Source organism: Oscillibacter sp. (assembly GCF_031978065.1).
In the GTDB taxonomy this organism is placed as follows: Bacteria; Bacillota; Clostridia; order Oscillospirales; family Oscillospiraceae; genus Oscillibacter.
In genome coordinates this window covers 1-12,554 of sequence record NZ_DALZCH010000093.1, presented here as the reverse complement: position 1 = coordinate 12,554, position 12,554 = coordinate 1, and the positions used below count along the sequence as shown (strand labels likewise).

Annotated in this window: 10 protein-coding genes and 1 pseudogene; 7 read left to right on the top strand and 4 right to left on the bottom strand. The window is 58.1% G+C overall.

The genetic code is table 11. The annotated features are described in order from the left end of the window. The 3 genes from RTK01_RS12750 to RTK01_RS12740 all read left to right on the top strand — a co-directional run. Nucleotides 1-900, top strand: a 900-nt coding sequence (locus tag RTK01_RS12750; RefSeq protein WP_312281341.1) for a 2-dehydro-3-deoxygalactonokinase, incomplete at its 5' end; no start/stop codon positions are given. Then, the gene (locus tag RTK01_RS12745; protein WP_312281340.1) at nt 897-1,850 is read left to right on the top strand and encodes a phosphoglycerate dehydrogenase; all 954 of its coding nucleotides are present in this window, start codon (nt 897-899) and stop codon (nt 1,848-1,850) included. The genes RTK01_RS12750 and RTK01_RS12745, both read left to right, overlap by 4 nt. A gap of 142 nt (nt 1,851-1,992) precedes the next feature. Beyond that, nucleotides 1,993-3,741 carry a sigma 54-interacting transcriptional regulator gene (locus RTK01_RS12740; protein ID WP_312281339.1) on the top strand — a complete coding sequence of 583 codons (1,749 nt, stop codon included), beginning with the start codon at nt 1,993-1,995 and terminating at the stop codon, nt 3,739-3,741. A 104-nt stretch (nt 3,742-3,845) separates the two neighbouring features. Here the strand turns inward: RTK01_RS12740 and RTK01_RS12735 are convergent, their stop codons facing one another. Genes RTK01_RS12735 through RTK01_RS12725 form a run of 3 tightly spaced genes read right to left on the bottom strand, consistent with a single transcriptional unit; the run spans nt 3,846 to nt 6,754 of the window. Beyond that, entirely contained in the window at nt 3,846-4,706 is an 861-nt protein-coding gene (locus tag RTK01_RS12735) for a 3-hydroxyacyl-CoA dehydrogenase family protein (RefSeq protein ID WP_312281338.1), read from the bottom strand. Nucleotides 4,707-4,748: 42 nt separating this feature from the next. Beyond that, the gene (locus RTK01_RS12730) at nt 4,749-5,957 is read right to left on the bottom strand and encodes a thiolase family protein (protein ID WP_312281337.1); all 1,209 of its coding nucleotides are present in this window, start codon (nt 5,955-5,957) and stop codon (nt 4,749-4,751) included. 26 nt (nt 5,958-5,983) lie between these two features. After that, nucleotides 5,984-6,754 carry an enoyl-CoA hydratase-related protein gene (locus tag RTK01_RS12725; protein ID WP_312281336.1) on the bottom strand — a complete coding sequence of 257 codons (771 nt, stop codon included), beginning with the start codon at nt 6,752-6,754 and terminating at the stop codon, nt 5,984-5,986. Between the two features lie 166 nt (nt 6,755-6,920). Between RTK01_RS12725 and RTK01_RS12720 the strand changes: the two genes are divergently transcribed. After that, the gene (locus tag RTK01_RS12720; RefSeq protein ID WP_312281335.1) at nt 6,921-10,079 is read left to right on the top strand and encodes a bacterial transcriptional activator domain-containing protein; all 3,159 of its coding nucleotides are present in this window, start codon (nt 6,921-6,923) and stop codon (nt 10,077-10,079) included. 52 nt (nt 10,080-10,131) lie between these two features. Here the strand turns inward: RTK01_RS12720 and RTK01_RS12715 are convergent, their stop codons facing one another. Next, the gene (locus RTK01_RS12715; protein WP_312281334.1) at nt 10,132-10,512 is read right to left on the bottom strand and encodes a hypothetical protein; all 381 of its coding nucleotides are present in this window, start codon (nt 10,510-10,512) and stop codon (nt 10,132-10,134) included. A 320-nt stretch (nt 10,513-10,832) separates the two neighbouring features. Here RTK01_RS12715 and RTK01_RS12710 point away from each other — a divergent pair, with 320 nt between their 5' ends. The 3 genes and pseudogenes from RTK01_RS12710 to RTK01_RS12700 all read left to right on the top strand — a co-directional run. Further along, nucleotides 10,833-11,195, top strand: a complete 363-nt coding sequence (locus tag RTK01_RS12710; protein ID WP_293007726.1) for a GntR family transcriptional regulator — start codon at nt 10,833-10,835, stop codon at nt 11,193-11,195. Further along, on the top strand, nt 11,192-12,088 hold the full coding sequence (locus RTK01_RS12705) for an ABC transporter ATP-binding protein (protein WP_312281333.1): 897 nt from the start codon (nt 11,192-11,194) through the stop codon (nt 12,086-12,088). Before RTK01_RS12710 ends, RTK01_RS12705 begins: the two co-directional genes overlap by 4 nt. Then, a pseudogene (locus RTK01_RS12700) lies at nt 12,063-12,554 on the top strand (hypothetical protein); the annotation flags it as partial. The gene RTK01_RS12705 and the pseudogene RTK01_RS12700, both read left to right, overlap by 26 nt.

Here is a 12,554-nt window from a genome sequence, read left to right as displayed (position 1 = left end):
CTTGGGGCAAAGGACGCGGCCATTGCCGGGTCCAACCGCCCGCTGCTAGAGGGAATGAAGGCTTTGTACGACGAGGCTTTGGCCGAAATGGGCCGGACGGACGGGGAGGTGGAGGCCATCTATGCCTCCGGCATGGCCACGTCACCCTATGGAATTTTTGAAATTCCCCATTATCCCGCCCCTGTCACGGCGGAGGAATTTGCTCGGCAGGGGGTTACACCCTATTGGGAAAATACCGTCTTCGGACGGGAAATCCACCTGATTTCGGGGCTGAAAACCGTGGGGGCGGACGTGTCCTCCACCAACAACACCCGGGGCGAGGAGATTGAGGTGCTGGGCGTTTTGCCAGAGCTTGCGGCCCGCTATCCCGGGCGGCAGACGGCGGTGATTCTCCCCGGGTCCCACACCCATGTGCTGCTGGCAGGACAGGGGCGGCTGACGGGCATTTTGTCCACCTTTACCGGCGAGCTGTTTTACGCATTAAAACAGGATACCATTCTCGCGCCGGTGCTGGCGGTGGAGTCGGAGAGGCCGAATCCGGAGGCGGTGGCGCTGGGGCTTGAAAACCTGCGGCGTTATGGCTTCAACCGGGCGCTGTACATCGGTCACGCCATGCGGGTGTTTGAGCAGGAATCTCCCCACTTTCGCCGCTGCTATTGCGAGGCGGTGGTGTCCGGCGGTGTGATTGAAGCGCTGGACGCCTATTGTGAGGAGCATTGGACGGAGTGCGACACGGCGGTGGTGGTGGCAAACCCCTATATGGCGGAGCTGTTTACCCTGCTGCTGGCGGGCAGCCGACTCATCCGCAGCCATTCCGCGCTGACGGCGGACGGGGAGAAAAGCTATGCGCTGGAAGGCTTACGGGGTATTTTAAACATCAGAGAGGGGACGGAGCAATGAGTAAAAGAGTTTTGGTGACCTCGCGGTCCTTCGGGTCGATTGATTCAACGCCAAAGGATATTCTGGAGCAGGCGGGCTGCGAGGTCATCTTGATGGGCAAGGACTTTGACATGGAGCGCTTTGCCGGGACAGTGACCGAGTGCGACGCGCTGATTATCGGCGCCCACGACTTTCCCGTGGAGTTGATGGACTGTTGTGGAAAGCTGAAGGTAATCTGCAAGCACGGGGCTGGGCTGGACAATCTCCATTTGGAGGAGGCAAAGGCCCGGGGCATCGCGGTTTGCAACGTTCCCGGCACCAATGCCAATGCGGTGGCGGACCTGACTTTGGGACTGATGCTCTCCTGCGCCCGACATATCTCTCTGGGTGACCGGCGGGTGCGTCAGGGCCAATGGAAGGCCCTGACGGGGAAGGATGTGTATGCCAAGACGCTGGGACTTCTGGGGTTTGGCGCGGTGGCAAGAAACGTGGCCCGGCGGGCTGTGGGCTTTTCCATGCGCGTGCTGGCCTATGACCCCTATGTTCATACACTGCCCGAGGGCTTTGAACACGTGACGCTGTGCGAAAGCGCGGCGGAGGTGATTTCCGGCTGCGAATTCTTGTCAATCCACTTGCCGCTGAACGAGGAGACGCGGGGCATGATCGGAGCGGCGGAGCTTGCCGCGATGCGCCCCGGCGCGTATGTCATCAATACCGCCCGGGGCGGCATTGTGGATGAAAAAGCGCTGTATGAGGCCCTTGTCTCCGGGCATCTGTCCGGCGCGGCCATGGATGTCACCGAGGTGGAGCCGATGGATACGGCGAACCCTTTGCTGACGCTGGACAACGTGGTGGTCACGCCCCACATCGGCATGTATTCCCGGGAGGCCATCGGCGCGGTAAGCGTTATTTGCGCGGAAAATGTGGCCGCCTGCCTGAGAGGCGGAGAGCTTAAGTTCCGCGTGGTGTGATTTTTGGCGATTTTTCGTTTTGTTTGCTTCTTTTGTTAAAATGCACTGATTTCATTGAAAACTGGCGCTGTTTGTATTATAATTATATAAAACTGCGATTGCTGCGTTTGCGGCTCGGCGCGGGAGGAAAGGAGTTGAAGATATGCTGATGCTGGATCAGTCCTGCGAGATTCCCGATGCGGTTCTGCGCTCCGTGATGTGCGATACGCCCAACGGCGTTCTGATTTTTGACGAGGCATACCGGATTCTTTATGCCAACCGTGCCGCGCTGCAAATGCTGGAGCTGGAGGCCGGGAAGGAATACGATGTGCGGGAGCTGACAGGCCCGCTGGATTTGGCTGTGGTAGATGCGGATGCCGAAAAGACGTTTATTATGCGGCAGGGAAACCGCCAGCTTCACTACCGCCTGATTTCCGCGGGAGACGCGGGAGAGTCCGCCGTGTACGCGCTGATTTTAATGGAATCTCAGCAGGTGCTGCGCTCTCAGATGGAGCTGGAGGCGGCATGGAAGCTGACGAGCGAGATGGAGGAAATTCTAGAGGGCTCCTTTGATGGGATTCTGGTCACCGACGGAGAGGGAAACGTTCAGTTTGTCAACAGCTCCTACGAGCGGGTGGCCGCCATCCCCCGGAAGGAGCTGGAGGGGCGCAATATGCGCGCCCTGATCAATCCCGTCTGGATGGAAAATTCCGTTGCGTTTGTGGTGCGGGAGGAGCGCCGCCCCGTCTCCAAGCGGCAGGTGACGCAGGACGGACGGGATATTATTGTCACGGGCAAGCCGGTGTTCGACGAGAACGGAAAGATTAAGCGGATTGTGATTAACGCCCGGGACATCACAGAGATTTTTCAGCTCCGGGAGGAGCTGTTGAACGCCAAAAACCGGGAGCTTCAGCACTATCAGACCATTCTCAGCACCACCAACACAGAAAGAGAAAAGGTGGTGGCCATCAGTGAGAAGACAAAGAAGGTCTTTTCGCTGGCGGAGCGGGTGGGCCGGTTTGACACCACCGTGCTGATTCTGGGAGAGTCCGGCGCGGGCAAGGAGGAGGTGGCCCAGCAGATTCACGCCAGCAGTATGCGCAAAGACCATGCGCTGGTGACGATTAACTGTGGGGCCATTCCCGAAAACCTGCTGGAAAGCGAGCTGTTCGGCTATGAAAAGGGCGCGTTTACCGGTGCTTCCAACTCTGGGAAGATCGGACTTCTGGAAGCCGCGGACGGCGGCACCGTGTTTTTGGACGAGATCGGCGAAATCCCTCTGTCCTTTCAGGTGAAGCTTTTGCGGGTTCTGGAGACGAAGCAGGTGACCCGGGTGGGTGGTGTGCGGGCCAAAAGCATCGACGTGCGCTTTATTGCCGCCACCAACCGGGATTTGACCAAAATGGTGCGGGATGGCGCCTTTCGGGAGGATTTTTACTATCGGCTCAACGTGGTTTCTATTACGGTCCCGCCCTTGCGCCAGCGCAGGGAGGATATTTTGCCCCTGAGCCTGTTTTTTCTGAACCGGTTTAACCATAAATACAACCAGAACAAAACCATGACGCCGGAAGTGATTAAGCGCATGGAGGAGTGCGACTGGGCGGGCAACGTGCGCGAGCTGCGCAACGTGGTGGAACATATGGTGATTATGAGCCCCAACGAGCAGCTTCAAATCAGCGATGTGCCGTGGATTATCCGCCAGTGCCAGGGACCGGGGGAGGCATCCCTTCTGCCGGAAACGGCAGGGGAGGAGAGCACCGATCTGGGCCGCGCTGTGGAGGAACTGGAAAAGCGGCTGCTATTGCGGGCCAAAGCGGAGTGCGCTTCCACCAGAGAGATGGCTCGTTTCTTAAACGTGGACCAGTCCACGGTGGTGCGCAAGCTTCAAAAATACGGGCTTTCGGGCCGGTAAACATAAAGGGACAGCCGTCGGCTTTTTGGCCGTCGGCTGTCCCTTTGCAGGGAAATATGAGAAATGAAAGAAATGAGGAAAGCAACTTAAAGAAAAGCGCCGGATTATTTTTTCTCGTATTGATAGAAGCCCTCGCCGGATTTTCTGCCCAGCATTCCCGCGTCCACAAAGCGCTGCAAAACCGGGCTGGGGCGGAACCGCTCGCCATAGGCGTCAAAAAGAATTTTGTCCACGCTGAGGTTCAGGTCGTGGCCCAACTGGTCCAGTAGCTTGCAGATGCCCACGGGGTGGCCAAGGCCGTAAACGCAGATTTTGTCAATGTCCTCGGGCGTGGCCACGCCCTCCTCAACGAGACGCAGGGCCTCGGCGTAAAACACATGAAACAGGCGGTTTAAAGCAAAACCGGTGACATCCTTGACCCGCACAGGCTCTTTTTCAATGTACAGCAGCAGTTCCGTAACGGTGTCTGCCGTTTCCGCAGAGGTGAGCAGGCCGGGGATAATCTCCACCAGCTTCATAATGCTGGCGGGGGAGTTGAAGTGCGCGCCCACAAAGCGGGGGGCCCGCTCCTTGGACACAGAGGCCGCCAGCTTGGAGATAGAAATACTGGAGGTGTTGGAGGCGAGAATCGTCTCCGGCTTGCAGAGCTGATCCAGCTTGCGGAAGGTGTCCCGCTTGATTTCCAGATTTTCAAGAACCGCTTCGATCACAAAGTCGCAGTCCGCCATCAGGGAAAGGTCCGCCGTGGGGACCACGCGGGCCAGCGTGGCGTCCCGCTGCTCGGGAGAAATCTTTCCCTTGGCAACCTGCTTGTCCAGAATGACCGTTTGCTTCTGCTTGCCGCCGTCGGCATATTCCTGCTTGATGTCCGCCAGAACCACGTCCAGCCCGCTGCGGGCAAAGCACAGGGCAATTTCCGCCCCCATCATGCCCGCGCCGACCACGCCTGCTTTTTTAATGTTCATCAATGTACTCCTCCGTTTTCAATCGGTGTTGAAAGCCGCGCTTTACCGGCAGTTTTCCACCAGAATCGCCATGCCCTGCCCGCCCCCGATGCATAGGGAGGCCAGACCGTACCGGCCGTTCCGGCGCTTCAGCTCATAAATCATGGTGGTGAGAATGCGGGTGCCGCTGTTGGCCAGCGCGTGGCCGTGGGCAATGGCGCCGCCGTTGACGTTGACCCGGGAATAAAGTTCCGTGCCCATGTCCATGCCCAGCTCCTTTAAACAGCCCAGAGACTGGGCGGCAAAGGCTTCGTTCAGCTCGAACAGGTCAATGTCTGCAAGCTCCAGCCCAGTTTTTTTCAAAAGCTTGCGGATGGCGGGAACAGGGCCGAGGCCCATGTAGCGGGGGTCCACGCCTGCGGAGGAGATGCCCACAATGCGCACCAGCGGCTCCGCGCCCAGCTCTTTGGCCTTTTCCTCGGTCATGATGACCACGGCGGAAGCGCCGTCGTTCATGCCGGAGGAGTTGCCCGCGGTGACCACTCCGCCATCTTTAAAGCAGGGACGCAAACGGCCCAAGGACTCCATGGTGGTATCCGGCTTAATATGCTCGTCGGTGTCGAACACAAAGCTGCCCTTGCGCTGCTTGACCTCGAAGGGAAAGATCTCGTCCTTGAATCTGCCCGCGTCCTGCGCTTCTTTCATCTTGTTCTGACTGTCTACGGAGAAGGCATCCTCCTCTTCCCGGGTGATGTGGTAGCGTTCGGCTACGTTTTCGGCGGTAATGCCCATATTGGTGCCGGGATACTTTGCCTGCGGCTGCACAATGGTCACGCCGTGAGAGAAGGTGTCATACAGCGGCTTGTCGCCAAGGCGCAAAGGCTCGTAGCGGGAGGAGGGAGGCAGGTAATAGGTCATGCGGGACATGACCTCCACACCGCCCGCAATGACGATGTCCGCTTCCTCGGCATTGATTTCATAGCACGCGCTCTGCACGGCCTGCAAGGACGAGGCGCACTGGCGATCCACCGTGAAGGCGGGTGTTTCCTCGGGGACCCCCGCCACCAGCGCGGCGCAGCGGGCCACGTTGGGGGTGTAGCCGTACACGTCGCCGAAAATGACTTCGTCCACTTGCTCCAGAGAAATGCCGCCCCGGGCAGCCGCGGCCTGAATGGCGGCCGCGCCCAAATCCTGCGCCTCAACGGTTTTAAGACTTCCCAGATAGCCGCCCACGGCGCTGCGGGCGGCTCCTGTGATCACAAGCTGTTTCATATCGGTTCCTCCTGAAATAAGTGTGGTTATTCTCCTGTAAATACGGGCTTTCTCTTTTCGAAAAACGCGGCCATGCCTTCTTTTTGGTCATGGTGGTTGAAAAGCTCGGCCCACAGCGCGCCTTCGTAATCGGAGGCGTCGTCGTATTCCGGGTGGCCCACGGCGTGCTCAATGGATTTTTTGGCTGCGGCCAGCGCCAGCGGGCTGCGGGTGCAAAGCTTCTGGGCCCACGCCTTGGCGGTTTCCCAAAGCGCCTCTTTGTCCACGGCAACGTGGGCAAGGCCGATGCGCTCGGCCTCCTCGCCGGAGACAACGCGGCTGAGGTAAATCAGCTCCTTTGCCTTGGCCTCGCCTACCAGCCGGGGCAGAAGCACCGTTCCGCCCGCGCCGGGGATGATACCCAGATTCAGCTCCGTCAGGCCCATTTTCACGGTTTTGGACACGATGCGGAAGTCGCACCGAAGAGCCAACTCCAGCCCGCCGCCAAAGGCATAGCCGTCCACAACGGCGATGGTGGGGATGGGGAGCGATTGAATTTTATTATAGGTGGGCGTGAACAAAAAGGTCTTTGCTTGCGCCTCGTCACAGGGAGCCATGTCCCGGATATCTGCGCCTGCGGCAAAGTTTTCTTCGCTGTAAAACAGCAGCACCCGCACGGAGGAGTCGGCTTGCACTTGCTCTACCATGCGGTCCATCTCGTCTACAATGCTACGGGACAGGGCGTTAAGCGCCTCGGGACGCCGCACCTGAATGACGGCGATGTCTCCGTCCCGCTCTAACACAATCTGTTTGCTCATTAATGTGCTCCTTTCCTTGGGTGGAATGAATTCTCTGCTTTTTATCATACAAATGGGGCCTTTGCGAAAACTTTTACAATTCTTTGCAAAATCTTTGAAAACCTTTATTTTAATTAAACTTTCTTTATGGTACACTGGAATTAAGAAAAAAGGAGGGGTCTGGCAAATGGAGGAGCTGCGGCTTGGAGGCGGACAGGAAAACCGAGGGCTGGAAAAGGCTTTTTTGGAGCGGTGTCTGGCGGGTGCGCCGGAGATGACATTGACGGTTCTGGGTGCTCCCATGCTCATGGCGGTAAGCCGTGGGGCGGCGGAGCTTTTAAGTCGGCGGGGCGCGTGTTGTACCTTTCGTGTGCGGGGAGAAGAGCGCGACGAAGAGCGGTTTGCGGCAGCGCTGCGGGAATTTTTTCAGGCCGAGGAAGAGGATGATCCGCTTCGGCTGGTATGCGCTCCCCGGGAGCAGGACTGCTTTATCCTGTTGGATGACGCTCATCTCTTGGACAGCACGGACGGACTGGGCGCGCTGTTGCAGCGGCTGCTGCTGCGCTGTGGGGAGCGAGTGCATTTTCTGCTGCTTTCCGCCCGGCCCATTCCCTTCATCCGGGAGGCGGATGCGTTGCCCGTGAAATTGGCGGAGGTGGAACCATCGGCGCTGATACTGACATGGACCATGGTCGACGGGCTTTTGCGGGAGGTCTATCCGGCGTTGCTGGAGAGCGACCGTCAGCGAATTTTTGAGCTGGGAGGTGGCTGGCTCTCTGCCATGGATGCGGCGGCCCGGGCTATGCTGGACGGCGGCGGAGACGGCGGCAGCCGCGTGAGGGAGCAGATTCTCTCTGCGGTAAGCGATTTGCTGGACGGCTGGACCGCCGCGGTATGGACGGCGGAGGATATAGAGTGCATGGAGCGGGTGTGCGTGGAGCGGAATCTCTCCGAGACGCTGGCTCTGCGCCTGACCGACGGCGAGACGGCTCCTCTGCGGCGGCTGGCGCGGCGGCGCTTTCTGGTGCGCGCCCGCGCGGCGCTGGAGCCGGTGTATTTTTTAAATCGCGTGCTGCAATCGTGGCTGTATCAGCGGGCGTGGCTCTCTCGGGGAAAGGGCTTTCTAACGGAGCAGCACCGGATTGCGGTGCTCTACGGACAGGAGCGGGAGGACTGGCAGGCGGTGTTTTACCACCAGCTTCGCCGGGGCTATGCGGAGGAAGCGGCGTTGACGCTGCGGTATCTGAGTTTTTCGGAAATTGACGTGTCGCTTCTGGAGGATTACCGCCAGCTTTTGCGCAGGCTGCCCCCTGCCGCCATCGACAAACTGCCATGGGTGCAGATGGGCTATGCCATTGCCGTCAAATACCGCTATCCCAACATTGCTTTCCGCTATCTGGACCGGGCGGCGGAGCTGTTTCGGGATATGGGCGACCGGGAGGGCATGGTTTTGGCGGCCTGCCAGCGAATCAGCATGGGCTTTTTTGCCCCTGAGCACGAGTCCGCCGCCACGGAGCCTTTGCGGATTTTAACAGAGGAGGATTTTCAGGACGGGGAGTTGGACCGGGTGATCGACGGCTACCGCAAGGTGTTCACCGCCTACGCACTGATTCAGCAGGGGGTGGACTATCAACGGGCCATTGCCCTTTTGGAGCAGGCCAAGGAGACGGCCCTTATCCGGGAAAATGACAATTTGTGCCTGTGGGCCTGCTTTGTGACGATTCTGACCTATAAGGACTGCCGGTATGAAAACGGCCTGAAAACCATTCTGGACGAAGCGCTGGAACTGGTGGAGTCCCCCGTGGTGCAAAAGCCCCTGAAAATGTGTCTATATCAGACCGTGGCGTTTTTGTGCTATATCGAGAGCGGGTGCTATGCGCAGGCACGAGACTGCTGCGAACGGGCCGCGAGAATCGCCGATGAAATCGGCGCCTACGGATACAGCGTCTATATCAATATGGTGCACGCCTATGCGTTGGACTGCCTTGGGCGGTTTCAAAAGGCAGAGCAGGTGATTCTGGAGACGGCCCGGGTTTCCTCCAACATTTTAAACGTCCGCAACGAGCACCTGTGGGCCTACTACCTCATCGGCCAGAGCTATCACTATTTTCTCAAGGGCGACCCGGATTTAGCGCAGGAGACGGCGGACAAGGCCGTGGACTACGCTCGCCGCGCGGGGCGGAATTCCTATCTGGTCCGTGCGCTTCTGGTGTCCGGCAACATTGCCGCCGAACGGGGCCACATGGAGCAGGCGGATGCGCTGGCAGAAGAGAGCATGGGGCTGTGCGATAAGAGAAAGTACCGCTTTTATCAGCTTTCCACCCTCTTTTTAAAAGCCCAGATTTACCGGGCAGGGGGAGAGACAACCCGCTTTGAGCGATGCATGGAGCAGCTTGCCGAGGGCGGCAGAGAGGCAGGAATCTATCACTATAACTTTGCAAAGCCCGAGACAATCTGCCGCTTGGCGGGGAGCTTCCGTCCCTCCGAAAGGGACCGGAGCTACTTTTTGCAGTTGGAGGCGTGCAACACCGCCGCCGAGTCAACCTCCGCTGCCGCGCCGATTTTGGAAAGCCGCCTGCACACGCCGCTGGAGATTCAGATTTTGGGAAGCCTGTCCGTTCGCCGCCGGGGCGAGACGGCAGAGGCATGTCCCTCCGCCCGGGCGGCGCAGCTTTTGCGGATTCTGGCACTGTATCCCGAACCGGTGAGCATTCACAAGCTGCTGGTTGAGATCTGGCCGGACTGGGAAGAAAAGGCGGCTATGAATAGCTTTTACTTCACCCTTTACCAGCTTCGAGCCTATCTGGGGGAGAAAAACACCGTGGTCTACAGGCGGGGCCTGTGCAGCCTGGACCGGGAGCTGGTGACAGTGGACGCGGCGCTGTTTCAGGAGTTTTGCCGGCAGGCGCGGCAATATCTGGCCGCAGGCAATCTCTATGCCGCGGGACGTTACTTCGCGCAGGCGACCGGTCTGGTCCGGGGCAAGGTGCTGGACGGAGATGATCTGCCGGAAAACGCCCTGATACAAAGGGAATCGCTGGAGCGGTTTGTGTTCACGGCGCTGCGGGACTATGGAACAGTGTGCATGCGCCAGCACCGTTCCGACGAGGCGGAGCAGGTACTCTCCGAGGCAGTGAAAAGCGACTTTGCCGACGAGGAGGCCCATCGCCTGCTGATCCGGGCGCAATACCTCTCCGGAAACAAGAGCGGCGCGCTGAGTACCTATGAGCGGCTGTGTCGGCAACTGCAAACGGAGCTTCAGGTGGAGCCTCACCGCCTGACCCGTGAGCTTGTGGACCGCATCCGCCACAATCAGGAGGTGGCTGACGCGGAGGAACCGCAATAAAAGAACCCGGGAAAACCGACGCTCTAAAAGATGCGGTTTTCCCGGGAAAAAGTTATCGAAGCCTGGATTTCGTCACCGAAACGGAGGGGCAGGCGGCGGAGAGAATATCCACCATGGCGTTGGTTCCGGCAATTACATAATGTACGTCGTGTTCTTTGCCCAGCGTCTCCTGATAGGCGTCGCCGGTCAGCTTGAAAAACGTGTTTCCCCGCATCAGCACTTCGTATTCGGCGCTCAGGGCCTCCAGCCGCGGGGCACACCGGGAAAGCTCCGCCACGGAATATGCGCCCACTCCGGCGGCAAAACGGATGGAGAATTCAAACACTTCGTTGGAAACGACGATGTGCAGGGAGTCGCCCTCCCCGGCAATGGAGTCCAGCGAAAATCTGCCGAACATTTCTTTTTGAGGCAGCCAACAATCCAGTTTCGTCATGATTTTTTCCTCCCAGATTTTAATTGATCATCATACGGGACCGCGCAGACAAGCCACATTGTAAATATTATATAAGAATCGTTTGCATAGCCGCTTTGGTTAAGATTAATTATACCAAAGGGTCTTTGGATTTTCTTTGAAATTTCTTTGCAGAATATTCAAGTTTTTATTTTTGCGTAAAATCTCAAGCTTTTCCTTCAACCAAACCGAAAGGGGATAAAAACATCTTGACAGCGGAAAGTGAACGTGTTATCTTAACTGTACTAATACGGATAATACAGTGAAGCCGGGAAACCGGCGAACAAAACGGAGGTGGTAAGATGATCAGCCTGAATTACCGGGATTCAAGGCCCATCTACGAGCAGATTAAGGACGAATTGCGAAAGCTGATCGTCACCGGTGCGCTGGCGGCGGGAGAAAAGCTGCCGTCAGTGCGGGTGCTGGCAACCCGGCTTAGCATCAATCCCAACACGATTCAGCGGGCCTACAACGATCTGGAGACGGAAGGGTATATCTATTCCGTGCCGGGGAAGGGCAGCTTTGCCGGGGAGCGGGGAAGCGCGGACGCAGCGCGCCGCGAGCTGCTGAAAGATAAGGCGCGCCAGCTTTTACGCGAGCTGCGGGTGTTGGGTGTGACACCGGCGGAGCTTGAGGCGCTGTTGAAGGAGGGAGAAACGACATGATAGAGATTCAAAACGCGGTAAAAACATTTGACGACTTTGCTGCGCTGGACGGCATCACCCTGACGGTGCCCACCGGCGCGGTATACGGGCTGGTGGGGCCCAACGGGGCGGGCAAGTCCACACTTTTGCGGTGCCTCAACGGCGTGTACCGAACAGACGAGGGCACGGTGAATATTCAGGGGGAGGCGGTGTGGGAAAATCCGGCGCTGAAAGCGCGGATCGGCTCCATCCCGGATGACTGGCACTACTTTTTGCAATCCAGCACACAGGATATGATGAAGCTTTACCGGGGGATTTACCCCACCTTTTCCATGGAGCGGTATAAAAAGCTGGAGGACGCGTTTCCCATCGATCCACGTAAGGCGATCCGTCACCTGTCCAAGGGAATGCAGAAGCAGGCGGCCTTTTGGTTGACCATGTGCTGCATGCCGGATTATCTTCTGCTGGATGAGCCGGTGGACGGTCTGGACCCGGTGATGCGCCGACAGGTGTGGTCGCTGGTGCTGGACGATGTGGCGGAGCGGGGCACCACGGTGCTGGTTTCCAGCCACAACCTGCGGGAGCTGGAGGACGTGTGCGACCATGTGGGCATTTTGGATCACGGAAAAGTGCTTTTGGAACGGTCCCTTGAGCAGCTTCAGGACAACATGGTGAAGCTTCAGGTGGTATTTCCCGAGGAAATAACGGAGGTTCCCGCCGAAATTCCGGCGCTCCACACCTCGCGTCTCGGACGCATTCATACTCTGATCCTGCGTATGAACGCCAAAGACGCAGAGGCACTGTTGGCGCAATATAAGCCCGTGTTGGTGGACGCTGTGCCGCTGACGCTGGAGGAGATTTTCATTTACGAGTTGGGAGGTGCGAACTATGCAGTCAAAGACATTGTCCTCTAAGGGACTGTTCAGCCCCGCCCTGTTTCGCAACGATCTGGTTCGATTCTGGCCCCTTTGGGCGCTGTATCTGGTAATGTGGCTTCTGATGATGCCGGCGTTCCAATTTTTAGAGATGTTTGGCCAAAACGGCTGGGAAAACACGGCGAATATGCAGGTCTATTCCATGAACGAGGTGGCGAGCATGGCCACCGGCGGAGCGCTGGCTATGAGCGTGAGCTTCGGATGCCTGTTTGCAATGACGCTGTTTTCCTATTTTACGGGAACCCGGGCCGTGGGCTTTGTCCACGCACTGCCAACCCGGAGAGAGGGCCTGTTTCTGACGCCTTATCTGGCCGGTGCGGCGGTATTTATCGGGACCCATGCCCTCACGGCACTGCTGACTGCTCTGATCTGGAGCGCCTCCGGAGTGGGGGAGCTGTGTGTCCTTGGCCTGTGGTTCCTGTATAACACGTGGCATATGCTGTTC